The organism is Stenotrophomonas sp. T8 (genome assembly GCF_051853085.1).
Classification (GTDB): Bacteria; Pseudomonadota; Gammaproteobacteria; order Xanthomonadales; family Xanthomonadaceae; genus Stenotrophomonas; species Stenotrophomonas sepilia.
Window position 1 is genome coordinate 3979938 of the sequence record NZ_CP195329.1, and the last position, 26200, is coordinate 4006137.

Sequence of the window (26200 nt, forward strand, 5' to 3'; positions counted from 1 at the left end):
GGGACGTGGGCTCGGCGCTGGTCAGCTCGCGGCGGAGTACCGCCTCGAACAGGCGACCATCGCGCGCGATTACGTTGGGTTCTCCTTCGATCAACCGCTGCATGCGCCGGTTCCGGGTGGTCAGCCAGCTGACCCCGTAGTTCAGCAGGATCAGGGTCGCCGCCAGCAGCAGCTCGCCGCCCAGCGAGGTATCCGTGCCCAGCAGCGCGTTCTGCACCGCGTTGCCCAGCAGCACGATCAGCAGCACGTCGAACGGCGTGATCTGCCCCAGAGCCCGCTTGCCGCCCAGCCGGACCATGCCCAGCACCACGACATGGACCACCACCGCGCGCAGGATGAATTCCCACCACGGCATCGCCAGTGCGAACAGATCGGGCATCGTCTTCCCTGCGGAGCGGTGGCCCAGCCTAGCACCTGGGGTCAGATCCCTTTGCCCGTCGGGCAAAGGGATCTGACCCCATCCGAGGTTCCGGCGACACAAATAAAAAGCCCCGCTGACCAGGGGGAGGTCAACGGGGCCGGGGAACGGGCACTTGGGGAGGAGTCCCCGTTCCGAGATCTGCTCCAGGGGATGGGAGAGATCCACAACAGGCATTGCGCCTGTCGGGAGTTATAGAAGCACTCCGAACACTAACGGTTCGTGAAGGGGCCCCATTTAATGAAATTCAATCGGGGCAACATTCATGGTCGAGTCAGAAACCCCCGACTCATGAACACATTCACGTCGTTTTCGGCCTGAAATGCCGTCAGTGCGCTTCGTCCCAGTTGTTGCCGACGCCCGTGTCGACCACCAGAGGCACCCGCAGTTTGGCCGCTTGCGACATGCGCTCCACCACCTGCAAACGCAAGTTTTCCAAGAAACCGCTTTCGGTTTCGAACACCAGTTCATCGTGCACCTGCAGGATCATCCGTGCCGGTGCCCCGCTGTCGCGCAGCCACTGGTCCACATCCACCATTGCACGCTTGATGATGTCGGCGGCGGTGCCCTGCATCGGCGCGTTGATCGCGGCGCGCTCGGCCCCGGCACGCAGGCCCTGGTTGCGGGCGTGGATGTCGTTCAGGTACAGGCGGCGGCCGAACAGGGTTTCCACATAGCCCTGGTCACGGGCCTGCTGGCGCATCCGCTCCATGAAGTCGCGCACGCCCGGGTAGCGGCTGAAGTACAGCGCCACATAGTCCTGCGCCTGGCCCCGGTCGATGCCCAGGTTGCGGGCCAGGCCGAAGGCGCTCATGCCGTACATCAGGCCGAAGTTGATCGCCTTGGCGGCGCGGCGCTCGTTCGGGGTCACCTCCTCCAGCGTGCGCCCGAACACCTCGGCGGCGGTGGCACGGTGCACGTCGGCGCCCTGCTCGAAGGCGCGCACCAGGCCCGGATCCTCGGACAGGTGCGCCATGATCCGCAGCTCGATCTGCGAATAGTCAGCGGCCAGAAGCTGGCAGCCTTCCGGCGCCACGAACGCGCGACGGATGCGGCGGCCGTCCTCGGTGCGGATCGGGATGTTCTGCAGGTTCGGGTCCGACGAGGACAGGCGGCCGGTAGCGGCGCCGGACTGGTGGTAGCTGGTGTGCACCCGACCCGTGTCCGGATTGACCATCTCCGGCAGCTTGTCGGTGTAGGTGCTGCGCAGCTTGGCCAACCCGCGGTAGTCGAGGATCACCCGCGGCAGTTCGTGCTGGTCGGCAATCGCTTCCAGCGCCTCTTCGTTGGTGCTGGGCTGGCCCTTCGGGGTCTTCACCACTGCCGGCAGCTTCAGCTCGTCGAACAGCACCGCCTGCAGCTGCTTGGGCGAATCGAGGTTGAAGCTGCGGCCGGCCAGCTCGGTGGCCTTCTGCTGCGCGGCCAGCATGCGCGAGGACAGGTCCTGGCTCTGGCGGCGAAGTTCGTCGGTGTCGATCCGCACGCCGTTGGCTTCGATCGTGGTCAGCACCGGCACCAGCGGCATCTCGATGGTGCGGTACACGCTGTCCAGCGCCGGCTCGGCCAGCAGCTGCGGCTGCAACGCGTGGTGCAGGCGCAGGGTGATGTCGGCGTCTTCGGCCGCATAGCGGCTGGCTTCGTCGATGCCTACCTGCGAGAACGGGATCTGCTTGGCGCCCTTGCCGGCCACGTCCTCGAACTTGATGGTGCTGTAGCCCAGGTAACGCAGGGCCAGCGAATCCATGTCGTGGCGGGTGGCGGTGGAATTGAGCACGAAGCTCTCGAGCATGGTGTCATCGTGGTAGCCCTGCACCGCCACGCCGTGGCGGCGCAGCACATGCAGGTCGTACTTGCCGTGCTGGCCCAGCTTCTTTTTCGTTGGGTCCTGCAGCGCCGGGCGCAGTGCGTCCAGCACCTGCTGCATCGGCAGCTGGGCCGGCGCACCCGGGTAATCGTGGCCGACCGGAATGTACGCCGCCCTGCCCGGCTCGACGGCCAGGCTGATGCCCACCAGGCGCGCGCGCATCGCGTCCAGCGCGTCGGTCTCGGTATCGAAGCTGATCAGCTCGGCCTGCTGCAGGCGTTCGACCCAGGCCTGCAGCTGCCCGCTGGTCAGCACGGTCTCGTATTCACCCGGCGCGGACAGTGCCGGATCCAGCGTGCCGGCGGCGGGCGCCTCGACGCTGCCACGCGCGAAGCCGGCCGCAGTGCCGCGCAGGCTCGGGGTCGCCTCGCTGGCAGCCACCGGTGCCGGCACAGGCGCGCCCAGCTCCTTCAGGGCCTGGGTGAAACCGTAACGCGTATACAGCTCGGTCAGCGCCGGCACATCCTGCTCGCGCAGCGCCAGCGTGGTCGGGCTGGCCTCCAGTTCCACATCGGTGCGGATCGTCACCAACTCGCGGTTCAGCGGCAGGCGTTCCAGTGCAGCGCGCAGGTTCTCGCCGATCTTGCCCTTCATGGTCGGCGCGGCCGCCATCACCCCGTCCAGGTGCTGGTACTCGGCCAGCCACTTGGCGGCGGTCTTCGGCCCGCACTTCTCCACGCCCGGCACGTTGTCGACCGCGTCGCCCATCAGCGCCAGCAGGTCGATGATCTGATCGGCGCGCACGCCGAACTTGTCCATCACCGCCGCGTCGGAATCCATGCGGCTGCCGGTCATGGTGTTGACCAGCTCGATGCCCGGCCGCACCAGCTGGGCGAAGTCCTTGTCGCCGGTGGAGATGGTCACCTTCAGGTCCTGCGCCAGGCCCTGCAGCGCAAGCGTGCCGATCACATCGTCGGCTTCCACGCCGGGGATGCGCAGGATGCTGATGCCCAGCGCTTCGACGATGCGGCACATCGGCTCGACCTGGCTGCGCAGTTCATCGGGCATCGGCGGGCGGTTGGCCTTGTACTGGTCGTACAGGTCATCACGGAAGGTCTTGCCGGGCGCATCGACCACGAACGCGACGTAGGCCGGGCGTTCCTTCAGCGTCGAACGCAGCATGTTGACCACGCCGAACAGCGCGCCGGTGGGTTCACCCTGTGCATTGGACAGGGGCGGCAGCGCGTGGAACGCGCGGTACAGGTAACTGGACCCGTCGATCAGGACTAATCTGCTCATGCGCCGATTCTACGCGCCCGTGCCTGCACCGCGGCGACACGGCGCGCACACCGCGATGGGGCATAATCAGGGCTCTTTCCAGGCAAAGGCCCCCGCCGATGAAGACCCTGATGCTGGCTTCCCTGCTCCTGCTCGCTGGCTGCGCCAGCATGGGTGGCGCGGGTGCTCCCCCGGTGGACGTCAAGGGCGCGGATGTGTCCAGGCGTACCATGGACAACGGCGATGTCATCGAGGAATACCGTGTGTCCGGCCAGCTGCGCATGGTCAAGGTGACCCCGTCGCGCGGTGCCCCGTTCTACATGTACGACAAGAACGGCGATGGCCGATTCGACAACGACAAGGATGGCGTGTCGCCGGTCTACTGGAAGCTGTACAGCTGGTGAGGTGACCGGGTCGGATCCCTGCGATCCAGTAGATCCACGCCATGCGTGGATTCACCCCAGCCCCCTACAAAAAACAACGCCGGCACGCATCCTGCGCACCGGCGTCGGGTCCCCTCCCCGGGGAACGCTTCAATCAGCGGGTATGGATCAGCGGATGACCAGTACCGGCAGCGTGCTGCGCGCCAGCACCTCGGCAGTCTGGCTGCCCAGCAGTACACGGGTCACGCCACGGCGGCCGTGCGAGGTCATCACGATCAGGTCGCTGTTGCGCTCGGCCGCCGTCTCGATGATGCCGTCGGCCGCGTAGCGGTCCAGCACGTGCACCGGGTTGGCCGTGATGCCCTGCTCGGCGGCCTTGGCCAGCGCCGGCTGCAGCACCTTCTGCGCGCCTTCCTCGCGGTCAGCCTTGTATTCCGGGCTGTTCATGTAGCCCACGCTCCAGCCCATGGCGTCATACATGCCCACGGCCCACGGCTCGGACACGGTCACGATATCGACCTCGGCATTGAGGTCCTTGGCCAGCTCCAGGCCCTTGGCCAGGCCCTTGTCGGCCAGCTCGGACCCGTCAGTGGCAATCAGGATGCGCTTGTACATGGTAGGGCTCCGTGGCGGTCTGCCAGATGGGAACAACACCATTACACACCGGATGTGGAGGCGGCGCCTTGAGCAGGATCAATCCGGCGCCGTGCAGCGGCCCGTGCGCGCCACCCGCTTGCCCGCCCCCCTTCTGTAGAGCCGAGCCCATGCTCGGCTTCGGATGCATGAGCCGAGCATGACTCGGCTCCACATTTTCCGCCCTCAGGCGATCTGCACCACGCGTGCGTTCTGGCACAGGGGGTAGCTGCCCACGAATTCAGCGATCGCATCGCGCATCGCCTCGAACGATTGGCCGTACATGTACAGCGCGGTCTCGCTCGGGCCCTGCCACCAGCTGCAGATCTCGCCAAGGCCATCAATGCGCTCGGACAGCTGCTCGAACACGTGGTTGGAATCGCACTGTTCGTAGACCTCGTCCGGCAGGTTCAGGCCATCCAGGTAGATGCCCAGGCCCGCGGTCACGCCGAAGCTGCGATCGGCTTCACCCGCGCCCTGGATCTTCGAGCCCTTCGGTGCACCCAGCTGCTCCAGCAGGTCGATCAGCTTGGGCACGCCATCGGCATCGACCAGCGCCACTTCGATATCGCCGTATTCGACCTCACCCAGATCGGACATCGCCGTGCCGCCGCCGGTGATCTCGCCGACATTGGCCGCCTGCAGCAGCGCATCGAGTGGGTCCTCGAACAGTTCGTGGCGATGCTCCGGCTGCAGCCGGGCGTTCAACTTCACGGTGACGTGCAGCGTAGGTTCGGTCATGGGACGTTCCTGGAAGAAGTGCCGCCTATTGTAGAGCCGAGCCCATGCTCGGCTGCTTTTCCCGCCAGAAGCAGCCGAGCATGGGCTCGGCTCTACAACAGCCCGTCAGCGCAGGTACGGGGTCACCTTGCGCTTGAGCAGCTCCACCAGCACCGGGTCCATGTACTCGTAGTCATCCGGGATATCCAGGCAGATCACTCGCTTCTCCTTCAGCCACGGCTTGTAGCGGCTGGACAGCCGGTTGCGGTGCGCCTTCTCCATCACGAACACCAGGTCGGCCCACTGCAGCAGCTCGGGGCTGAGCACTTCCTCGGCGTCGGCCAGCAACCCGGCTGAGGCGGTCTCGATGCCCGGCCAATCGGCGAAGACCTGCTCGGCGGTGGGGCTGCGCAGGCGGTTCTGGCTGCAGAGGAAGAGCACGTTGCGGGTCATGAGCGCAGCCTAATCGGGGTCGGATCCCTTTTCCAACGGAAAGGGATCCGACCCCTCGGCGGTGATCAGATCACCGTCAGGTTGGCGTAGGCCATCACCAGCCACTTGCTGCCGGCGTCGGCGAATTCGACCTGCACGCGGGCGTGCGCGCCGCTGCCTTCGTAGTCGGTCACCATGCCTTCGCCGAACTTGGGATGGGTAACCAGCGCGCCGAGCTTGATCGGCGGCGCCTCGATCGAGGCATGACCCATCACTCGGCTGGCGCCCATCGAGGCCGGTCGCGAGACCTGCACCTTGGGGCGCACTTCGTGCAGCAGTTCACGCGGGATCTCGCGCAGGAAGCGCGACGGCAGGCTGTAGTTGTCCTGGCCGTGGATGCGGCGCGATTCGGCATAGCTCAGCACCAGCTTCTGGCGCGCGCGGGTGATGCCGACGTAGGCCAGGCGGCGCTCTTCTTCCAATCGCCCGCTTTCCTCCAGCGAACGTGCGCTGGGGAACAGGCCTTCTTCCAGGCCGGCCAGGAACACCAGCGGGAATTCCAGGCCCTTGGCCGAGTGCAGGGTCATCAGCTGCACACCATCCTCGCCGGCCTGCGCCTGGCCTTCACCGGCCTCCAGCGCGGCATAGGCCAGGAACGCGACCAGCTCGTCCATGTCCTCGCCCACTTCCTCGATGTCGTCGGCGCGGCGCACGAAGCGCGAGGCGACCGAGACCAGTTCGTCGAGGTTGTCGGTGCGCGATTCCGAGTCCAGCGCGTTGCGGCTTTCCTTGCTCCAGTGCTCGCGCAGCTGCGAGCGGGCCAGCACGTGGTCCACGCGCTCGGCCAGGGTCATGTGCACGGTCTGCGCCTGCAGCTCGTTGACCAGCCCCAGGAAGCCGGCCAGCGCATTGCGCGCGCGTGCGGCCAGCGCGTTGCCCTGGGTGACCAGCATGGTCGCTTCCCACAACGAAATGCCCTGCGCGCGCGCCTCGCGGCGCACTTCGTCCAGCGTGCGGTCGCCGATGCCACGTGTCGGGGTGTTGACCGCGCGCTCGAAGGCGGCGTCATCGTTGCGGTTGGACAGCAGGCGCAGGTAGGCCAGCGCATCCTTGATTTCGGCGCGCTCGAAGAAGCGCATGCCGCCATACACGCGGTACGGCACCTGTTCGCTCAGCAGCGCTTCTTCCAGCGCGCGCGACTGCGCGTTGCTGCGGTAGAGCACGGCCACTTCGGTGTAGCTGCCACCGTCGCGCACCCACTGGCGGGCGCGCTCGACGATGTAGCGCGCCTCGTCCATCTCGTTGTACGCCGCATACAGGTCGATCGGCTCGCCGTCGCCGCTGTCGGTCCACAGCTGCTTGCCGATGCGATCCGGGTTGTGCGCGATCACCGCGTTGGCGGCGCCGAGGATGTTGGCGGTGGAGCGGTAGTTCTGCTCCAGGCGGATGGTCTGTGCGCCCGGGAAGTCGCGCAGGAAGCCCTGCACGTTCTCGACCTTGGCACCGCGCCAGCCGTAGATGGCCTGGTCATCGTCGCCGACCACGAACACGTGGCCGGAATCGCCGGCCAGCACGCGCACGAAGGCGTACTGGATGGCGTTGGTGTCCTGGAACTCGTCCACCAGGATTTCGCGGAAGCGCGCGCGGTAATGCGCCAGCAGGGCCGGGTTGTCGCGCAGCAGTTCATGCGCGCGCAGCAGCAGCTCGGCGAAGTCGACCAGGCCGGCGCGGTCGCAGCGTGCCTGGTACTCGATGTAGGCCTGGCGCATGGTTTCCAGCCACGCATCGTGCGGTTCGGGCTGGATGTGCTGCGGGCGGCGGCCTTCGTCCTTCTGCGCGTTGATCCACCACGCGATCTGCTTGGGCGGGTACTTGCCGTCGTCCAGCTCCAGCGCCTGCACCACGCGCTTGACCAGCCGCAGCTGGTCGTCCGAGTCCATCACCTGGAAGCCTTCTGGCAGCTTGGCGTCCTGCCAGTGCAGGCGCAGCAGGCGGTTGGCCAGTCCGTGGAAGGTACCGATCCACATGCCACGGCTGCCATGGGGCAGCTGGGCGTCGATGCGGTGGCGCATTTCGCCGGCCGCCTTGTTGGTGAAGGTCACCGCGAAAATGCCGTGGGTCGGCACGCCATCGACTTCATGCAGCCAAGCGATGCGGTGGGTGAGTACGCGGGTCTTGCCGGAACCGGCACCGGCCAGCACCAGGTGGTGGCCGGGGGGAGCGGAGACGGCTTCGCGCTGGGCCGGGTTCAGGCCATCAAGCAGGTGGGAGACATCCATGCCTCCATTTTACGGCATCGCCGTCGCGGCTCCTGCGACCACCTGGCTGGCCAGCGCCTGCGCCTGCTGACGCAGTTCAGGCACCGCCAGGCTTTCCCACAGGCTGCCGATGCGCAGGCTGCCGAGCACGCCCAGCCGTGCCTGCGGCTGGCCACCGGCAGCACGCAGGCGGTCGCCCGGCACCGTGCTGTCCAGGCCCAGCCCATGCGGGCCGGGGCGTGCCAGGCCCTCGGCCTGCAGCTGCTGCAGCAACGGATTGCGCAGCGCATTGGCGCGGGTTTCCACGCCGGTGGCGTTGACCACGCCGCCGATCGTCCAGTGCTGTTCATTGCCGTTGGCATCGCGACCCGACAGCCGCAGGGCATCGCCTTCGCGGCCGACGCGTTGCAGGCGGGACCGGTGAATGCGCAGTTGGCCGCTTTCGATCAGCGCCTGCAGCTGTGCGTCGACCTCTTCGGCGATGCGGTGGCGATGCACGTCCCAGTAGCGCACCACATGACGCAGGAAGCGGCGCTGGTCGGCCGCGTCGAGGCTGCACCACAGCGCCTGTCCATGCGGACGGATGCGGTCCATCACGCCCTGCCACGGCAGCCCGTCGGCCTGCGCCTGGCGAGCGAACCCGCGCAACGCGCGCAGGCGCTGGCGCAGGCTCATCGGCAGCAGCGCAGCCGGGTCGAACGTGGGCAGGCCACCATGCGCATGCGGAAGCGGCAGCAGGCCATGGCGCGAGATCACGTGCAGCGGGCCGGTGTGGCCGGCGGCAACCAGCGCCAGCACGGTGTCGGCCATGCTCAGGCCGGAGCCGACGATGGCCACGGCCTGCTCACCGGCCAGGGTACGCACGCCGTCGTAGTCCCAGGCCTCGATCACATCATCGGCGGGCAGTGCCTCGGCACCGGCCACCGGCAGCGGCCGCATGCTGTTGCCGGTGGCGAGCACCGCCTGCACGGCGTGCAGCGTCTGGGCATCGCCAAGTGTCAGCCGGTAGCCATGGTCATCCGGCTGCAGGCCCAGCACCGGCTGCGCGATCACCTGCAGCTGCGCCGGGCTGGCCGCAGCGGCCTCCTGCAGGCGCTGCTGCAGGTAGGCCGCAAAGTAGTGGCGGCATACGTAACGCTCGCCCAGCACCTCGCGCGCCTCGCCCGGGTAGGCGTTGGCGGCCATCAGGTAGTCGAGGAAATCGCCAGGCTGGTCGGCAAACGCACTCATCTTCGCCGCCGGCACGTTCAGCAGGTGCTCCGGCCACGGCGTGGCATAGGCGATGCCCTGCGCCAGCTGCGAGGCGGGTTCGAAGATGGCAATCGCCAGCGGCGCCTGGGCCTGGCGCAACACCTGGATCGCCACCAGCACCCCGGCCGCACCACCGCCGATGATTGCCAGGTCCAGTTCGCCATTACGCGGTGAATCAGTCATGCGCCGATTGTAGGCCATCGGCGATGACGGGCCGGGTTGCCGAAGCGGGCGATTGCCGCCATCTCACATCAACGCATCGGCCAGACGTGCGATGCCTTCGCGGCTGCGCCGCCACGTGGGGCGGCTGCGCCACTGCTGCAGGTCCAGCTGCCGCGACTCACGCAGGTAGCCATCCTCGATCGCACACAGCTGCTGCACCAGCGCGCGGTCGTAGCAGACCAGGTCGATCTCGGCATTCAGCGCGAATGAGCGGATGTCCATGTTGATCGAGCCGAGCACGGCGATTTCCTCGTCCACGCTCATGTGCTTGGCATGCAGGAACTGCGGCTCGTACAGCGCGATGCGCACGCCACAGCGCAGCAGCTCGTCGTAGTAGGCCTCCTGCGCCCACGACGTCAGCCGCTGGTTGTTGCTGGCCGAGAGGATCAGCTGCACCTGCACGCCGGACAAGGCCGCAATGCGCAACGCACTGAGCGTGGCTTCGTCAGGCACGAAATACGGCGTGACCATCACCAGCCGTCGCCGTGCCAGGTGGATCAGCGCCGCCACCGCATCACGCGCGTTGCTGTACGGATAGGCCGGGCCGCTGGGCAGCAGCTGGGTGGCGATGTCGTCGCTGCACTCGGGCACATCGGCGATGACGTCCAGGCGCTGGCCGGTTTCCATGTACCAGTCGCTGGCGAACACCGCTTCCAAATGCGCCACGGCCGGGCCACGCACGCGCGCCACCAGCTCGCGGTTCGGGTGGCCGGGCACGAACTGCGGGCCGGCCAGGTTCTGCGAACCGACATAGGCCACTTCGTTGTCGATCACCGCGATCTTGCGATGGTTGCGCAGATCCATGCGCCCGCTGCGGCGCCAGCGCAGGCCACCGGGCAGCATCGCGCGTACCTCGATGTCGCGCGCCTGCAGGCGCTTGCGATAGGCGCGCAGGCCGCGCTTGGCACCCACCGCATCCAGCAGCACGCGGCACTGCACGCCCCGTGCAGCCGCACGCTGCAGTGCCTCGACGATAGCCTCGCCGACCGCGTCGTCGAACATCAGGTAGTACAGCAGGTGCACCCGGTCTTCGGCCTGGTCGATGTCGGCGATCAGCGTGTGCAGCGATTCGTCGTAGTCGGTCAGCAGATCGACGGCGTTGCCGTGCACCGGCATGAAATCGCCCTGGCGCTGCACCAGCGGCACGATTTCGGCGCTGGCGGTGTCCGGCTGCGGTGTCCAGCGCAGGCGATGCTGCAGCGCCTGTTCCTCGCGGATGACCTGCGAGGCCTCGGCCTGGCGGCGGATGCGCTCGCGCGACAGCCACGGGTGGCCGAACAGCAGGTACAACGGCAGCCCCAGCAGCGGCACGAAGCCGACCAGCAGCAGCCAGCTGCGCGCCGCCCCCGGCGTGGTGCGGGTGGGGATCCAGCACAGCGCGACCAGCCGGATCAGCCAGTCGATCAGCAGCAGGTAGGAACCCAGCAACCACTCGAACAGCATCGTGTCGCCCGTCGGGAGGTGATGGGCCATTCTGCCCAGTGGCCTTTGTAGAGTCGAGCCATGCTCGACTGCCTTTCGGCCCGACCGCAGAGCAGCCGAGCGTGGGCTCGGCTCTACAGAATGGCTCAGTGCCGCACCGGCACCTCGCACAGCTGGCGTACCGAATCGGCATGGCGGCGGCCGTTGAGCGCCATGCAGGCAATGGCCTGCGCGGCCCGCTCCAGCTGCGCCTCCGGCAGCGGCGACGGTGCGCCGTTGGCCAGTGCCAAGTGGTGATCGCACAGCAGCAGCGCCATGCCCTCGATGCCTTGCAACATGCGCTGCAGGCGCAGCCAGCCCAGTTCCAGGTCCTGGCGGTGTGATGGGGTGTTCATGCAACCTCCTTCAACGGATCTGGCCACCGGTGAAGGTGGCGGACGATGCGTGGTTGCAATACCGGGGAACAAGCAACGGAAACCAAACCGGCGGGCACGCGGCCCCCACGCACCGCCCGCCATAAGGCAGAGCGGGTCGCCAGCCGCTGCACACGCAGAGACAGCGGCTGGCGAATTTACCGTTACTCGATTCCTCGGGATTGCAAGCCCGACCGCTGCAACCGCAGCGGCTCGCCATCATGGGCACGGCCACGCCCGTCGTTCCAATCGATTTGAACCGTGCGAGGCGCCGGAACCGGTAGGAACAATCACTTATCGCATTCAGCCCTTCGCTCCAGGCATGGTGCCATTGGCGACAGCGTGCGCAGGGACTGCCCAGTGCCGACCAACGGTCGGCACCCACCACGGCAATGCAGGAAGTTCCCACCACCCGAATGCCAGACATGAAAAAACCCGCCACAGGGGCGGGTTTCTTCGCGGGGACCAGCAATCCGTGCGGATTACTTGATCTTGCCTTCCTTGTACAGGACGTGCTTGCGCACGACCGGATCGTACTTCAGGAATTCCATCTTCCCCGGGGTGTTCTTCTTGTTCTTGTCCGTGGTGTAGAAGTGGCCGGTACCGGCCGAGGAAATCATACGGACCTTATCGCGCTTGCCTGCCATGATGCTTTACTCCTCAGACCTTTTCGCCGCGCGCACGCAGCTCAGCCAGAACGGAATCAATGCCGTTCTTGTCGATGGTGCGCAGTGCATGCGCGGAAACACGAAGCTTGACCCAGCGGTTCTCGCTGGCCACCCAGAAACGGCGCTCGTGCAGATTCGGCAGGAAACGACGACGGGTCTTGTTGTTGGCGTGCGAGACGTTGTTACCCGTCTGCACTCGCTTGCCGGAAACCTGGCATACGCGGGACATTGCGCACCTCGATAGTAGTAGTTGTCAGCCCGTAGCCCGGGAGACGGCGGCCTCGATGGTTGCCCACCACACGTCAAGAGAATCAAAGGGTTACGCTGGCGTTGGGCGGCCGGGGACGTGCTCCCGGGGACGCCGCCCGGTAGAAAACCGGACACAGCGAGCCGCGCATTATGCACCGGTTCAAGCACTTGCGCAAGTTACCCACAGGCGGGGACTGAACCGGCAGGACCGGGGGCACTCCGCCAACCGGCATACTGGCCCGGACCACTGCGGAGCTTCCCATGCGGCTGCTGGCCCTGACCTACGGAACCGAAGGCGACACACGTCCCCTGGCCATGCTCTGCCATGGGCTGATCGGCGCGGGCCACGAGGTGACGCTACTGGCCGATGGCGGCACCTTGGGCAGCGCGCAGGCCCTGGATGTGCCCCACGCGGCCCTTGAGGGTGACATCCATGACGACGTGGTCGCCCTGGTCTCGCGTGGCAACGGCGTTGCCGCCGCCAGTACCGGCCTGGCACGGATGGCGCTGCAGCATGTCAGCAGCTGGATGCGCCAAGCCGATGCCGCCGCCGAAGGCTGCGATGCGATTCTGACCGGTGGCCTGGCGGCCTTCGTCGGCATGAGCGTGGGCGAACGCCGCAGGATTCCCGTCATCGGCAGCGGCATGATTCCGCTGACCCCGACGCGGGCCTTCCGCTCTCCGTTCCTGCCACCGGGACGCTCGCCGGGCTGGTTGAACCGCGCCAGCTATGGGCTGGTCAACGGCCTGATCTGGCGCCAGTTCCGCCGGCCGATCAACGCGGCACGCCAGCAGTTGGGGCAATCGCCGCGCCGCGCGCTGTGGTCCGGCCTGCCGATGCTCTATGGCATCTCACCGCAGCTGCTGCCGCTACCGGCGGACTGGCCGGCCGACCACATCGTCTGTGGCCAATGGCGGCTTCCTGATGCGCCCTGGACGCCCCCGGCCGATCTGCGGGTCTTCCTTGATGCCGGCCCGCCGCCGGTCTACCTGGGCTTCGGCAGCATGACCGGCTTTGATCGCGAACGCGTGCTGCCGGCCCTGCTGCAGGCGCTGGCGCCACGCCGGGTGCTGCTGTTTCCTGGCTGGGTGGGACTGCCTGCGATGCGCTTGCCCGATTCGGTCTTCGTACTGGGGCCGACCCCACACGAAGCGCTGTTCCCGCGTTGCGCACTCGCCATCCACCACGGTGGCAGCGGCACCACGCATTCGGCCTGCCGGGCCGGCATTCCCTCGCTGGTGATGCCGTTCGCTGCGGATCAGTTCTTCTGGGCCGATCGCCTGTGTCGGTTGGGCGTGGCACCGGCACCGTTGTCACCGAAGCGACTGGATGCAGCAACGCTGGCAGCAGCCATCACCTTCGCAGAAGCCGACGCAGTACGCGCACGCGCGGCGGCCCTGGGCGTGGCGATGAGCGATGAAGACGGGGTGGCCTGTGGCGTGGCGATGATCGAGCGCTGGTTACGGCCGATGTAACAGCGGGCAAGCCTCAGCGCAGGTGCGGAATCACCTGGGCCAGCAGATGGGCATCCTTGAGCGCACCGTGCAGGCCCCGGTTGCCGGGGATGCGCAGGCGCTGCAGCACATCGTCCAACTTGTTGCCCTGGCCGGGCCAGCGCCCGCGCGCCAGCTTCAGGCTGCAGGTGATGCGGCAGTGCTGGGCCAGCGTGCCGGGAATGCCGGCCAGGCGCAGCTCGTTGTCCAGGAAACCCACGTCGAAGGTGGCGTTGTGCGCGACCATCTCGCTGCCGCGCAGGAAGTCCAGCAGTTCAGCGGCCTTGCTGGAGAACAGCGGTTTGCCCACCAGCATTGCATCGCTGATGCCATGCACGCGCTGTGCGCCCCAGTCCACCTTGCGCTGCGGCTGCAGGTAGGTGTGGAACTGGCGGCCGCTGAGCTGGCCGTCGATCAGTTCGACGGCGCCGATTTCGATCACGCGGTGCCCCAGGCGGTGGGAGATGCCGGTGGTTTCGGTGTCCAGTGCGACGATGCGATTCATGCGTGGCGATGTTTCCTGTTGCGTGCCGCGATGATTTTCGCATGCCTGCAGCAGGAAGCCCTCCCTGTAGCCGAACCCGTGCTCGGCTCACGCGCGAAGCGCGGGCCTTGAGCGTTGGAGCGAGAAGCAGCCGAGCGTGGGCTCGGCTCTACAGGTGCGTGTGCATCACCCCAACGCTTCCACCACCCAATCGATGAACACCCGCAGCCGCTGGCTCATGTGCCGGTTCGGCGGGAACATCACATGCATCGGCATGGGTGGAAGCTGCCAGTCCTGCAGCAGCGGCAGCAATTCGCCGCGCGCCACGTGCGGCGCGGCCATGTAGCTGGGCAGCGCGACCACGCCCAGCCCCGCCAGCGCCGCCGCCAGATAGGCGTTGCCGTCGTCGAAACCGACCGTGTAGCGGCCCTGCACCTCGATGCGCTCATCGCCACGTTGCGCGCTGAACACGCGTGCGCGACCACTGCGCGGGCTGAGGAAGCCGACCATGTGGTGGTCCGGCCCTTCCAGCGCGCGCGGGTCGGTCGGCACGCCGAAACGCTTCACATAGCCGGGGCTGGCGTGGAAACCGATCGGCAGCGCCGCCAGCGGCCGCGCGACCAGTGCCGGGTCGGCCGGGGTGCCGCCGCGGATCACGCAGTCGACGTTGTCGGCGATGACGTCGACCTCGCGGTCACTGACGCCGATATCCAGCTGGATCTCCGGGTAGCGCGCCTGAAACTCCGGCAGCGCCGGTACCAGCCGCAGCCGCGCGTAAGGCCCCGGCACATCCACCCGCAGGCGGCCGCGCGGCTGGCTGGCTGCGTCACCCAGCCCGCCCTCCACCTCTTCCAGCTCGGCCAGCAGGCGGGCGATGCGCGGGTAGTAGGCCGCACCGTCGGCGGTGACGCTGACCCGGCGCGTGGTGCGGTTGAGCAGGCGCAGCCGCAGGTGTGCCTCCAGCTGCTGCACCAGCTGGGTGGCCGTGGTGCGGCTGATCTGCAGGGTCTGCGCCGCACGGGTGAAGCTGCCAGTCTCCACCACCCGGGCAAACGCCCGCATCGCCTCGAAACGGTCCATGGCTGGCCGTGATTGTTTGGAATTGGCAATCAATCTAGGCCGATCATCGCGGTTTATCCAGACACCGCTGGCGGGGAGGATGGCGTCCTCTCCCACGGGATCTTCCCCATGTCACAGCGTGATGTCGTTTTCCCCGCCGGCCGCCAAGCGCTGTACGAGCGCAACCGCTACTCGCCGGCGATCCGATCCAACGGTTTCCTGTTCGTCTCCGGCCAGGTCGGCAGCCGCGAGGACGGCTCGCCCGAGCCGGACTTCGAAATGCAGGTGCGCCGCGCCTTCGAGAATCTCAATGTGGTGTTGGCTGCCGCAGGCTGCACGTTCGATGACGTGATCGACGTGACCGTGTTCCTGGTCGATCCGGAGAAGAACTTCGAGAAGGCCTGGGCGATCGTGCCCGAGTACTGGGGCCAGGCGCCGCACCCGACCCTGACCGGCATCGGTGTGACCTGGCTGTACGGGTTCCAGTTCGAGATCAAGGTGATCGCGAAGCTGCCGTGACCCGGGTAGTGCCGGCCGCTGGCCGGCAACGCGGTGGGGTCAGAGCCCTTTCCGGAGGAAAGGGATCCGACCCCGCGCCCGGTCCACCTGAACGGGAGAATCCGACGGATTCCCGAAGCGGCCATTGATATTGTATCCGGCGAAAACCGCTTGCTAGCCTCCCTTCCATGCGCCGGATCACCCGCCAACTGCGTACGTACCTGATGCTGCTGCTGATGGCGGCATTCGTGGTCGTGCCGGTGGCCGACGTGCTGGCCTGCGCGGTCGAACCGCACGACACCACTGCGGTGCACGTGGAAAGCAACACCAACGATGCCGAGGGTGACAGTGACAGCAAGCACGCCGGTGCCTGCAGCCACAACCACTGCCACCACTCGAACCTGAGCCTGCCGGCCAGCAGCCTCGCCGCCTTCGGTGCGCCGCTGCCGGCGCGCTGGATGAATGCCGGCGACGCGGCGACCTATGCGGTCGCCCAGGATGAATTGACGCGTCCCCCCCGGGCGTGAGTTGAGCGCGTCCCGCGATTGCGGGCTCCCGTTTCACTCACAACCGGAATCCCCCTATGTCGATCCTGACACCTCGGTCGCTGCGTGCGGCCGGGCGGGTCGTCGCCGTGTTGCTGGGCCTGGCCCCGGCGGCATCGGTGATGGCGCAAGCCGCCCCTTCCTATGACACCCTGCTTGAACGCTTGGACCAGCTGCCCGGCACCCGCGTCGGTGCGGCGCTGGCCGAGGCCGCCGATGCGCGCGCCGACCAGGCCCGCGCACTGCCCAACCCTTCCCTGTCCTGGTCGGCCGAGAACGCCTGGGGTACCGGCTCCTATGGCGGCATGGGCAGGGCCGATACTGTGCTCACCCTGTCCCAGCCACTGGAGATCTGGGGCCAGCGTGGCGCGCGCGTCCGTGCAGCCCGGGCCGAAGCACAGGCCGCCAACCTGCGTGGTGCCCAAAGCCGCAGCGATGTGGCCAGCCAGCTGGCGGCGGTCTACGCACAGGCGGAAAGTGCACTGCGCCGCTACACCCTGGCCGAAGAGGCACTGAGCCTCACCCGCGATGACGCCAACGCCGTCAACGCGATGGTCAAGCAGGGCCGCGAACCGCAACTGCGCGCGGTGCAGGCGCAGAGCGAAGTGGCCAACGCCAACGCCGCGCTGGATGAAGCGCAGGCCTTCCGCGATGCCGCGCTGGCCCGCCTGGCCGGTGCTGCACTGCTGGATGCGCCGGTGCAGTCGATCGACGACAGCCTGCTCGACCGTGCGCCGCCGCTGCCGCGCGGTGCCACCGATGTAGCACTGGCCGTGCGCATCGCCGAAGCCGAAGCCGATGCGGCGGGCAAACTGGTCGAGGTGGAGCGCAAGCGCGCCCTGCCCGACCTCAGCGTCACCGCCGCGCAGACACGCTTCCGCGAAGGCGGCGAGCGTGCCTACAACCTCGGCGTCGGCATCAGCATCCCGCTGTTCGACCGCAACCGCGGTGGCATCCGCGCCGCCAATGCCGACCAGCGCGCGGCCGAGGCGCGCCTGGACCAGCAGCGCCGCGACAGCGAGGCGGCACGCCTCTCGGCCGTGGCCGGTTTGAAGGCCGCCGGCAGCCGAACCCGCGCCGCCGATGAAAGCGTGGTCGCCGCCGAAGAGGCGTATCGCCTGGCCCGCATCGGCTTCGACGCCGGACGCATCTCGCAGCTGGAACTGCGCAGCACGCGCAGCGCTCTTATCGCCGCCCGCGCCGCCGCCGTGGATGCGCGCCTGTCGCGCGTCGGCGCGGAAATCGATCTTGCCCGCCTTGAAGGGCGCGCACCCTTTGTGGAGGCCCCATGACTCTCTCCCGTACTTTTCCGCTCATCGGCGGCATGCTGCTGACTGTGCTGCTGGCCGGCTGCGCCGGCAACGCGCAGACACCTGCCAATGAAGATCCGGCTGCGACCAAGGCCGGCACCGACGATGGCCATGGCCACGCCGGCAGCAGCAAGGAAGCCAAGGCAGAAATCGCGAAGGCGCCTGCTGACGCCGACGAAGGCGTGGTGCAGCTGACGCCCGAGCAGATCAAGGCGTCCGGTATCGAAGTGGTTGCCGTCGGTCGCGGCGGTGGCGGTTCCACCCGCCTCGCCGGTCGGGTGGAACCCTCGGTCGGTGCCCGTGCCTCGGTGGCCTCGACCGTGACCGGCCGCGTCGAGCGCGTACTGGTCGCGCCGGGCACGGCGGTGAAACAGAACCAGGCGCTGGCCATCGTGGTCAGTGGCGAGGCAGCGGTGTTCCGCGCCAATGCGCTGGCCGCATCCGCCGAAGCCGAGGCCGCACGCCTGGCCTATGGCCGCGACAAGGCCCTGGTCGAGCAGGGCGTGGTCGCCCGCCAGGAGCTGGAAGCCTCGCGTGCACGCTCGCTGGCGGCACAGGCCCAGGCCGCTGCCGCGCAGGCACAGGCCGCCGCCAACGGCGCGCCCGATGCCAGTGGACGCGTGCGCATCACCAGCCCGGTGGCCGGCATCGTCGGCAACGTGCAGGTCACACCGGGCGGTGTGGTCGCCGCCGGCAGTGCGGTGGCCGACGTCGCCGACCCGTCGATGAACGAGCTGGTGTTCACCGCACCGCCAGCGCTGGCTGCACAGGTCATGCCCGGCATGACGCTGGAAGTGAGCGTGCCGGGTGGCAGCTTCACCGCTACCGTCACCGGTTCGGCCGCCGATGTACGGCAGCAGGGCGGCGTCGCAGTGATCCGCGCCACGCCGGTGGATGCGTCGCTGCCGCCAGCCGGTTCGCCGGTATCGGCCGTGGTGGTCACCGAAGGCCAGGACGGCTCGCTCAGCGTGCCCGCCGATGCGGTGCAGAACGTTGATGGCAGCAGCGCGGTGTTCGTCGCCGTCGAAGGTGGCTTCAAGGCGCAGCCGGTACTGGCCGGGCGCCGTGCCGGTGACCGCATCGAGATCCTCGGTGGCCTGAGCGGCAACGAGCGCATCGTCGGTGCCAACGCCTTCCTGCTCAAGGCCGAGCTGGCCAAGGGCGAAGCCGAGCACGGCCACTGAGGAGGCAACCATGTTCAAGCTGATCATTGAAACAGCGGTGCGCCACCGCTGGCTGGTGGTGTTCATGGCGGCGCTGATCGCCGCCGTGGGCCTGTTCCAGCTGGGCAAGCTGCCGATCGACGCCGTGCCGGACATCACCAACCGCCAGGTGCAGATCAACACGGTGGCCCCAGCGTTGACCCCAGAGCAGATCGAACGGCAGGTGACCTATCCCCTGGAAACCGCGCTGGCCGGCATTCCCGGCCTGACCACCACGCGTTCGCTGTCACGCAATGGCTTCTCGCAGGTCACCGCGATCTTCACCGATGCCACCGACATCTACTTCGCCCGCCAGCAGGTGGCCGAACGCATGCGCGAGGCATCGGAAGACCTGCCCGATGGTGCATCACCGATGCTGTCGCCGGTCACCACCGGCCTTGGCGAGGTGCTGATGTGGACGGTGGACTTCACCGCGTTCGATCCGGCCAGGCTGGCCAAGCCCGGTGAAGCCGGCTGGCAGGCCGGCGAGGTCTACCGCACGCCGGAAGGCAACCTGCTGCGCACGCCGGAAGAGCGCGCGACCTACCTGCGCACCGTGCAGGACTGGATCATCGCGCCGCAGATGCGCTCCAGCCCCGGGCTGGCCGGTGTCGATACGGTCGGCGGCTACGTCAAGGAATATGGCGTGCATCCGGACAGCGCCAAACTGGCCGCGCATGGCCTCGGCCTGGCCGACCTGGTCACTGCCCTGCAGCGTTCCAACGTGCAGGCCGGCGCCGGCTTCGTGCAGCGGGCCGGCGAAGGCCTGGTGGTGCGTGCCGATGGCCTGGCGCTGACCACCGAGGATCTTGCACAGGCGCCGGTGGCCACCCGCAATGGCGTGGTGGTGCGCGTGGCCGATGTAGCCACCGTGGAACTGAGCCGCGCGCCGCGCCTGGGTGCAGCCAGCCGCAACGGCCACGAGGCCGTGCTGGGCACCGCGCTGATGATTGCCGGTGGCAACAGCCGCACCGTCGCGCAGGCCGCGGCCGCACGTCTGGAACAGGTGAACACCTCGCTGCCGGCCGACATCGTGGCCGCACCGGTGCTGGACCGCAGTGTGCTGGTCAATTCCACCATCAAGACCGTGGCCCGGAACCTCACCGAGGGCGCGCTGCTGGTGGTGGTGGTGCTGTTCCTGCTGCTGGGCAACCTGCGCGCGGCCACCATCACCGCGCTGGTGATTCCGCTGTCGTTCCTGTTCGCGGTGATCGGCATGAACCGCTTCGGCATCAGCGGCAACCTGATGAGCCTGGGTGCACTGGACTTCGGCATCCTGGTGGACGGTGCGGTGATCGTGGTCGAGTCGACGCTGCTGATGCTGGGCCAGCGCCGCGCCGAACTGGGCCGGACGCTGACCGCGATGGAACGGCTGCGCGTGGCCGCCGATTCCGCGCTGAAGATGGCGCGCCCGACGGCGTTCGGCCAGCTGATCATCCTGCTGGTGTTCGCGCCGATCCTCACCCTGGAAGGTGTGGAGGGCAAGACGTTCCACCCGATGGCGGCGACCTTCATGCTGGCCCTGGTCGGTGCCTTCCTGTTCTCCTTCACCTTCGTGCCGGCGATGACGGCGCTGCTGGTGCGCGAGCCGAAGCTGAAGGACGCCGATGCACATGCGGACGACGGCGAGCACGAGACCAGGCTGATACGCGTGCTGCGCGCGCGCATCGAGCCGGTGATCCGCAAGGCCGTGGCGCATCCGCGCACGGTAGTGGCCAGTGCGGTGATGATGGTGGTGGTGGGCATCGGCTCGTTCTCGCTGCTGGGCCGCGAGTTCATGCCGACGCTGGACGAAGGCAACGTGGCGATGCAGGCGTTGCGCGTGCCGTCGACGTCGCTGGAGCAGTCACTGGCCATGCAACTGGCGTTGGAAAAGGTGATTGCCAAGCAGCCGGAAGTGGAGACCGTGTTCTCGCGTACCGGTACCGCCGAGGCGGCGATCGATCCGATGCCGACCAACATCTCCGACAGCGTGATCGTGCTGAAGCCACGCAAGGACTGGCCCGATCCGAAGTTGGCCAAGGACGCGCTGGTGGCCCGTTTCGAAAAGCTGGCCGGGCAGCAGCTGGGCAACAGTTTCGAGTTCAGCCAGCCGATCGAGCTGCGCTTCAACGAGCTGATTTCCGGCGTGCGTACCGACCTGGCCGTAATGATCTTCGGCGATGACTTCGGCCAGCTGCAGAAGGTGGCCGACCAGGTGGCGCTGAAGCTGCGTGCGGTGGAGGGAGCGGCCGACGTGCGGGTGGAGCAGATCTCCGGCCTGCCCACGCTGAACGTGGCGATCGATCATGTGGCGGCGGCGCAGTACGGGCTGACTGCAGCGGATGTGAGTGATGCACTGTCCACCGGCATCGGCGGTACCGCCGCCGGCAAGATCTTCGAAGGCGACCGCCGCTTCAACGTGGTGGTGCGCCTGGACGATGCCGCGCGCAACGATCCGGACCAGCTGGCCTCGCTGCCGATCGCCACGCCGTCGGGGCTGGTGATTCCGCTGTCGTCGGTTGCCCGCATCACGGTCAGCGAAGGGCCGAACCAGATCAGCCGCAACAACGGCAGCCGCCGCGTGGTGGTGCAGGCCAACGTGCGTGGCCGCGACCTGGGCGGCTTCGTCGGCGAAGCGCAGGCCGCGGTAGCCGACGTGGCACTGCCGCCGGGTGCCTATCTGACCTGGGGTGGCCAGTTCGAGAACCTGCAGCGCGCGGAAAAGCGGCTGGCGACGGTGGTACCGGTAGTGTTCCTGCTGATCGGCAGCCTGCTGTTCATGGCCCTGCGCAGCGGCAAGGAAGCCATTCTGGTGTTCAGCTGCGTGCCGTTGGCGCTGGTCGGCGGCATCCTCGCACTGCTGCTGCGGGGCATGCCGTTCTCGGTATCGGCAGCGGTCGGCTTCATCGCCGTGTCCGGCGTGGCCACGTTGAACGGCCTGGTGCTGATGCAGGCGATCCGCGAACGTCTGGATGCCGGCGACCTGCCGCTGCAGGCGGCGATCAACGGTGCCTCCAGCCGCATCCGAGCGGTGCTGACCACGGCGCTGGTGGCGATCGTCGGCTTCATTCCGATGGCGATCGCCAGCGGTTCCGGTGCGGAGGTGCAGAAGCCGCTGGCGACGGTGGTGATCGGTGGCCTCATCACCGCCACCGTGCTGACCCTGCTGGTGCTGCCGACCTTCGCAGCACGGGTGGCCAAGCCGCGGGCGGTAGGCTGAGGTGAGAGGGGGTTGGAGCCCTTTCCACGGGAAAGGGATCCGACCCGGTGACCGGGTCGGATTGCCGGCCAGCGGCCGGCACTACCCGGTACCGGTCAGGCCTTCTTGCGCTCGGCGATGTAGGCCTGGATCTGCTGTTCCAGCACCGGCAGCGGCACCGAGCCCTGCTTGAGCAGGGTGTCGTGGAAGCCCTTGATGTCGAACTTGTCGCCCAGCTCCTTCTCGGCCTGCGCACGCAGGCGCACGATGGCGATTTCGCCCAGCTTGTAGCTCAGCGCCTGGCCCGGCCAGGAAATATAGCGGTCCACTTCGGTGGTCACTTCATGCTCGCTCAGCGCGGTGTGGTCACGCAGGTAGGCCAGCGCCTGCTCGCGGGTCCAGCCCTTGCTGTGCACGCCGGTGTCGATCACCAGGCGCGCGGCGCGCCACATCTCGTAGGTCAGGCGGCCGAAATCCTCGTACGGGGTTTCGTAGATGCCCATCTCCACGCCCAGCTTCTCGCAGTACAGCGCCCAGCCTTCGCCATAGGCGGAGATGTAGGCGTTGCGGCGGAACTCGGGCAGGTTCTTCTGCTCGGCGGCGATCGCGCCCTGCAGCGAATGGCCCGGATCGGATTCATGCAGGGTGAGCGCCGGCAGGTTGTACAGCGGGCGCGACGGCAGGTTGTAGGTGTTGAGCCAGTAGGTGCCCATGCCACCGCGACCGGCGGTCCAGAACGGTGCGATGTCCGGCGGCACCGGCACGATGGTGAAGCGCGCGCGCGGCAACGTCATGTACTTGCCCAGCTGGCCATCGGCGCGCTTGGAGATCCACGCGGCGCGCGACAGCAGCTCTTCCGGCGTCTTCGCATAGAACTGCGGATCGGTACGCAGGAAGGTCAGGAACTCGGCGAAGCTGCCCTTGAACTTCACCTGCTTGATGATGGCGTTCATCTCGCCCTGGATGCGTGCGACTTCCTCCAGGCCGATGCGATGGATCTCGTCCGGCGACAGGTCCAGCGTGGTGTACTCGTGGATCTGCTGCCTGTAGTACGCCTTGCCATCGGGCATCGCTTCGGCGGCCAGGGTGGTGCGCGCCTGCGGCACGTACTCGTTGACGAAGAAGGTGCGCAGCTGCTGGAACGCCGGCACTACCTTGCCGCTGATCGCTTCACGCGCCTGCGCCTGCAGCCTGGCCTGTTCGGCGGCCGGGATGGTGTTGGGCAGCTTCTTGAACGGCGCGTACAGCGGCGATTCGGTCGGGTCCTTCAGCTCGGCGACGGTGGCGATGGACACTTCGCGGCCATCCAGCACCGCGCGCGGCACGCTGAAGCCGCGCTTCAGGCCGGCGCGCATGTTCTCGGTCTGCTGGCCGAAGTAACGCGGCACGTCGTTCAGCCGTGCGATGTAGTTCTGGTAGTCCTGCACGGTCTTCATCTCGCGCCGGGCCATGAAGGACAGGTTGGACCAGAACGAGGAATCGGCGTTGAACGGCATTTCGTAGCCGCGCAGGCGCGTCTCTTCGGCCAGGTTGAACACCTGGTCGTGGTAGATCGCGTAGTTGACCTGGTTGTCCGGCGACAGGGTCTTCGGGTCGATCTTCTTCAGCGCGGCCAGGGTCTCGTCCCACACCTTCAGGCGTGCCTGCTGCGCGGCCGGGCCGACGTCGGGCATGCGGGTGGCGTTGGCGGGCGCGTCTTCGTCCTCGCTGGCTTCACCACCTCCCTGCTGGCGCCACTTCCATTCCTTCTCGTACAGCGCGCGGAAGGTGGCATCCGCGGGCGATTCGGTGGCCACGCTGGCGGGCGCGGCGGCGGCGGGCGGCGCGGCCAGGGCCACGGCGGGAGCGGACAGGGCGATCAGCAGGGCAACGGCAAGACGGGTTTTCACGAGCACAGGTTCCCGGGAAGGCAGGCCCCGATGATGGCACCGCCCACGGCTCATGGCATGGGACGAAGGTCCTGCCTGCAGCTTAGGCAGGACCGGGAACCGGCCGCAGGCCGGGGCCCCAGCGCCGAAGGCGCGTGGTAGAGCCGACTGCTAGTCGGCTGCTCTTCGGCCAGACGTGGCAAAGCCCGCGCTCCGCGCGAAAGTCGACTGACAGTCGACTCTACCCACGGCAGACCGCATCCCGGCGCAGCCTCAGTGGCTGGCCCTGTCGCGCTTCCAGCCGCGGTGCTTGATATCCAGGTGCAGGCTGTACAGGGCGGTAAACGCCGGGAACAGGTTCTGCAGCACGCCCACCGAGTCCTGCTTGGCCGAGAACAGGAAGTAGCTCAGCGTCATCAGGCTGCCGATCACGCTCATGTACCAGAACAGGCGCGGGATGACCGGCTTGCCGGCGCGCTTGGAGGCGATGAACTGGACCAGCCAGCGGCCGCCGAACATCAGTGCGCCGGTGTAGCCGATCAGCTTCCAGCCGGTCACATGCAGGCCGGTCCAGTACAGCCAGGTCAAGGGCTGATCCAGCCAGTGCAGCTCCAGATCCATCAGCGCTCCTCCACCGCGGTGCGCTTGCTTCGGGTGATCAGCCAGGCCACGCCACGCAGGTCGCGGATGCCGACCAGCGCACGGCCGAGGTTGTTGTACTTGGACACGCCGGCGGTGCGGTGGCGGTGGTTGACCGGCACGCTGATGGTCTTCCAGCCGGCACGCTGCATCAGCGCCGGCAGGTAGCGATGCATGTGGTCGAAGTACGGCAGGTCGAGGAACGCGCTGCGTTCGAACAGCTTGATGCCGCAACCGGTGTCGGGCGTGTCGTCGCGCAGCATGCGCGCACGGATGGCGTTGGCCCACTTGCTGGCCCAGCGCTTGCTGCCGCTGTCCTGGCGGTTGACGCGCCAGCCGGCGAACAGCTTCACCTGCGCCTCGGCGGCGTCGCGTGCGGCGAGCAGCTTGGGAATATCGGCCGGATCGTTCTGGCCATCGCCATCCAGGGTGGCGATCCACGGCGCCCGCGCATGCTTGACGCCGGTCCGCACGGCGGTGCTCTGCCCGCTCTGGTTCACGTGGTGCAGCACCCGCAGTTCCGGCGTGGTCGCCTTCAGTCCCTGCAACACGGCCAGGGTGTCATCGCGTGAGTGATCGTCGATGTAGACGATCTCGAACGGCAGCCGGCCACGCAGCGCAGCGGTGATTTCGGCGACCAGCGGGGCAACATTGTCGCGCTCGTTGAACACCGGGACGACAACGGAAAGCTCGGGTTGGCTCATAAGGCACTCGGCCAAAGGGGGACAAAGACCGCGCATTCTCCGAAACCGAGGTTATCCGAAGATGAACCCGGCGGCGTGAGGATCCGTCCTCAGGCGCGATCACCAAAATACTCGCGGCACCACTGCACCACAGGCGGCAGGCCTTGTTCGATCGGGGTCACCGCATCGAAGCCGAAAGCGTCATGTGCGCGCCGGGTATCGGCCATCGTGCGCACCATGTCGCCGGGCTGCATGGGCTTGTAGACCTTCTGCGCGGGGCGGCCGGCGGCCTGCTCGATCACGCTGATGAAGCGCTCCAGCTCGACCGGCGTATGGTTGCCGAGGTTGAACACCCGGTGCGGCACCGGACCGTCGGCCGGATGCGCGAGGGCGCCGAGGATACCGGAGACGATGTCGGAGACATGTGTGAAATCGCGCTGCATGCGGCCTTCGTTGAACACGTCGATCGGCCGACCGGCCAGCACCGCGCGCGAGAACAGCAGCGGTGCCATGTCCGGCCGGCCCCACGGGCCATACACGGTGAAGAAGCGCAGCCCGGTGGCATGCAGGCCGTACAGCTGCGCGTAGGTGTAGGCCATCAGCTCGTTGGCGGCCTTGGTCGCCGCGTACAGCGAGCGCGGCTGGTCCACGCGCTGGTCTTCGGAGAACGGCGGCGTGGCCGAATCGCCGTAGACCGAACTGCTGGAGGCGTACACCAGGTGCTGCACGCCACGGTGGCGGCACAGCTCGAGCATGTTGACGAAGCCGACCAGGTTGCTGTCGACGTAGGCATGCGGGTTTTCCAGCGAATAGCGCACGCCGGCCTGCGCGGCCAGGTGGATCACCGCGGTCGGCTGCACCTCGTCGAACAGCGCGGCCAGGCCTTCGCGGTCGGTCAGGTCCAAGGTGCGCAGGTCAAGCGCCGGACACAGCGCGGCCACGCGGTCACGCTTGATCTGCGGGTCGTAGTAATCGTTGAAGTTGTCCAGACCGACCACGGCCCGGCCGGCCTCCAGCAGCGCGCGGGCGGTGTAGGCACCGATGAAGCCGGCAGCGCCGGTGAGCAGGATGGTCATCGCGGGTCTC

Annotated in this window: 23 protein-coding genes and 1 pseudogene; 7 read left to right on the plus strand and 17 right to left on the minus strand. The window is 67.6% G+C overall.

Going from position 1 to position 26200, the window contains the following annotated elements; genetic code table 11:
- Nucleotides 1-16 precede the first annotated feature (16 nt).
- Nucleotides 17-379: pseudogene (locus tag ACSDHM_RS18455) on the minus strand (DUF421 domain-containing protein); the annotation flags it as partial.
- A 367-nt stretch (nucleotides 380-746) separates the two neighbouring features.
- Complete coding sequence (gene polA / locus ACSDHM_RS18460; RefSeq protein WP_188241465.1) at nucleotides 747-3521, minus strand: DNA polymerase I; 2775 nt, start codon at nucleotides 3519-3521, stop codon at nucleotides 747-749.
- A 98-nt stretch (nucleotides 3522-3619) separates the two neighbouring features.
- On the opposite strand from polA, the gene ACSDHM_RS18465 reads away from it, so the two are divergent.
- Nucleotides 3620-3904, plus strand: a complete 285-nt coding sequence (locus ACSDHM_RS18465; protein WP_049443782.1) for a DUF2782 domain-containing protein — start codon at nucleotides 3620-3622, stop codon at nucleotides 3902-3904.
- A 147-nt stretch (nucleotides 3905-4051) separates the two neighbouring features.
- Here ACSDHM_RS18465 and ACSDHM_RS18470 read toward each other — a convergent pair whose 3' ends face one another.
- The 9 genes from ACSDHM_RS18470 to rpmB form a co-directional block, all read right to left on the minus strand.
- Complete coding sequence (locus ACSDHM_RS18470) at nucleotides 4052-4498, minus strand: universal stress protein (protein WP_005420335.1); 447 nt, start codon at nucleotides 4496-4498, stop codon at nucleotides 4052-4054.
- Between the two features lie 204 nt (nucleotides 4499-4702).
- Nucleotides 4703-5257: a hypothetical protein gene (locus tag ACSDHM_RS18475; protein ID WP_088496992.1), complete on the minus strand. Its 555-nt coding sequence runs from the start codon at nucleotides 5255-5257 to the stop codon at nucleotides 4703-4705.
- Nucleotides 5258-5362: 105 nt separating this feature from the next.
- The gene (locus ACSDHM_RS18480) at nucleotides 5363-5689 is read right to left on the minus strand and encodes a low molecular weight protein tyrosine phosphatase family protein (protein WP_072167797.1); all 327 of its coding nucleotides are present in this window, start codon (nucleotides 5687-5689) and stop codon (nucleotides 5363-5365) included.
- 65 nt (nucleotides 5690-5754) lie between these two features.
- Nucleotides 5755-7947 carry a DNA helicase II gene (gene uvrD / locus ACSDHM_RS18485; protein WP_088497393.1) on the minus strand — a complete coding sequence of 731 codons (2193 nt, stop codon included), beginning with the start codon at nucleotides 7945-7947 and terminating at the stop codon, nucleotides 5755-5757.
- Nucleotides 7948-7956: 9 nt separating this feature from the next.
- Nucleotides 7957-9378, minus strand: coding sequence for an FAD/NAD(P)-binding protein (locus ACSDHM_RS18490; protein WP_111008163.1), 1422 nt, complete (start codon nucleotides 9376-9378; stop codon nucleotides 7957-7959).
- A gap of 45 nt (nucleotides 9379-9423) precedes the next feature.
- Nucleotides 9424-10842 (minus strand): cardiolipin synthase, encoded by a 1419-nt coding sequence (cls, locus tag ACSDHM_RS18495; RefSeq protein WP_439426987.1) that lies wholly within the window; start codon nucleotides 10840-10842, stop codon nucleotides 9424-9426.
- A 125-nt stretch (nucleotides 10843-10967) separates the two neighbouring features.
- On the minus strand, nucleotides 10968-11216 hold the full coding sequence (locus ACSDHM_RS18500; RefSeq protein ID WP_005420350.1) for a hypothetical protein: 249 nt from the start codon (nucleotides 11214-11216) through the stop codon (nucleotides 10968-10970).
- A 500-nt stretch (nucleotides 11217-11716) separates the two neighbouring features.
- Nucleotides 11717-11884: a 50S ribosomal protein L33 gene (rpmG, locus tag ACSDHM_RS18505; protein ID WP_169411268.1), complete on the minus strand. Its 168-nt coding sequence runs from the start codon at nucleotides 11882-11884 to the stop codon at nucleotides 11717-11719.
- 10 nt (nucleotides 11885-11894) lie between these two features.
- Nucleotides 11895-12131, minus strand: coding sequence for a 50S ribosomal protein L28 (rpmB, locus tag ACSDHM_RS18510; protein WP_005411638.1), 237 nt, complete (start codon nucleotides 12129-12131; stop codon nucleotides 11895-11897).
- A 281-nt stretch (nucleotides 12132-12412) separates the two neighbouring features.
- Here rpmB and ACSDHM_RS18515 point away from each other — a divergent pair, with 281 nt between their 5' ends.
- A complete protein-coding gene (locus ACSDHM_RS18515) occupies nucleotides 12413-13627 on the plus strand; it encodes a glycosyltransferase (protein ID WP_072167794.1) in 1215 nt (404 codons plus the stop codon).
- A gap of 13 nt (nucleotides 13628-13640) precedes the next feature.
- Here the strand turns inward: ACSDHM_RS18515 and dnaQ are convergent, their stop codons facing one another.
- Both dnaQ and ACSDHM_RS18525 read right to left on the minus strand, forming a co-directional pair.
- Nucleotides 13641-14150, minus strand: a complete 510-nt coding sequence (dnaQ, locus tag ACSDHM_RS18520) for a DNA polymerase III subunit epsilon (RefSeq protein ID WP_005420353.1) — start codon at nucleotides 14148-14150, stop codon at nucleotides 13641-13643.
- Between the two features lie 165 nt (nucleotides 14151-14315).
- A complete protein-coding gene (locus ACSDHM_RS18525; protein ID WP_111008164.1) occupies nucleotides 14316-15209 on the minus strand; it encodes a LysR family transcriptional regulator in 894 nt (297 codons plus the stop codon).
- Between the two features lie 108 nt (nucleotides 15210-15317).
- Here ACSDHM_RS18525 and ACSDHM_RS18530 point away from each other — a divergent pair, with 108 nt between their 5' ends.
- From ACSDHM_RS18530 to ACSDHM_RS18550, 5 genes are all read left to right on the plus strand, one after another.
- Nucleotides 15318-15707 (plus strand): RidA family protein, encoded by a 390-nt coding sequence (locus tag ACSDHM_RS18530; protein ID WP_072167792.1) that lies wholly within the window; start codon nucleotides 15318-15320, stop codon nucleotides 15705-15707.
- Between the two features lie 167 nt (nucleotides 15708-15874).
- Nucleotides 15875-16213, plus strand: a complete 339-nt coding sequence (locus tag ACSDHM_RS18535) for a hypothetical protein (RefSeq protein ID WP_072167791.1) — start codon at nucleotides 15875-15877, stop codon at nucleotides 16211-16213.
- 56 nt (nucleotides 16214-16269) lie between these two features.
- Nucleotides 16270-17523: a TolC family protein gene (locus ACSDHM_RS18540; protein WP_439426479.1), complete on the plus strand. Its 1254-nt coding sequence runs from the start codon at nucleotides 16270-16272 to the stop codon at nucleotides 17521-17523.
- Nucleotides 17520-18725, plus strand: coding sequence for an efflux RND transporter periplasmic adaptor subunit (locus ACSDHM_RS18545; RefSeq protein WP_353761676.1), 1206 nt, complete (start codon nucleotides 17520-17522; stop codon nucleotides 18723-18725). Before ACSDHM_RS18540 ends, ACSDHM_RS18545 begins: the two co-directional genes overlap by 4 nt.
- Before the next feature lie 10 nt (nucleotides 18726-18735).
- Complete coding sequence (locus ACSDHM_RS18550) at nucleotides 18736-21945, plus strand: efflux RND transporter permease subunit (protein ID WP_439426480.1); 3210 nt, start codon at nucleotides 18736-18738, stop codon at nucleotides 21943-21945.
- A gap of 95 nt (nucleotides 21946-22040) precedes the next feature.
- On the opposite strand, the gene ACSDHM_RS18555 is transcribed toward ACSDHM_RS18550, so the two are convergent.
- From ACSDHM_RS18555 to ACSDHM_RS18570, 4 genes are all read right to left on the minus strand, one after another.
- Complete coding sequence (locus ACSDHM_RS18555) at nucleotides 22041-23813, minus strand: DUF885 domain-containing protein (RefSeq protein WP_439426481.1); 1773 nt, start codon at nucleotides 23811-23813, stop codon at nucleotides 22041-22043.
- A gap of 252 nt (nucleotides 23814-24065) precedes the next feature.
- On the minus strand, nucleotides 24066-24413 hold the full coding sequence (locus ACSDHM_RS18560; RefSeq protein WP_049415940.1) for a lipid-A-disaccharide synthase N-terminal domain-containing protein: 348 nt from the start codon (nucleotides 24411-24413) through the stop codon (nucleotides 24066-24068).
- A complete protein-coding gene (locus ACSDHM_RS18565) occupies nucleotides 24413-25135 on the minus strand; it encodes a glycosyltransferase family 2 protein (RefSeq protein WP_072167786.1) in 723 nt (240 codons plus the stop codon). Before ACSDHM_RS18565 ends, ACSDHM_RS18560 begins: the two co-directional genes overlap by 1 nt.
- Before the next feature lie 89 nt (nucleotides 25136-25224).
- Entirely contained in the window at nucleotides 25225-26190 is a 966-nt protein-coding gene (locus ACSDHM_RS18570; RefSeq protein WP_088496653.1) for an NAD-dependent epimerase/dehydratase family protein, read from the minus strand.
- Nucleotides 26191-26200: the final 10 nt, after the last annotated feature.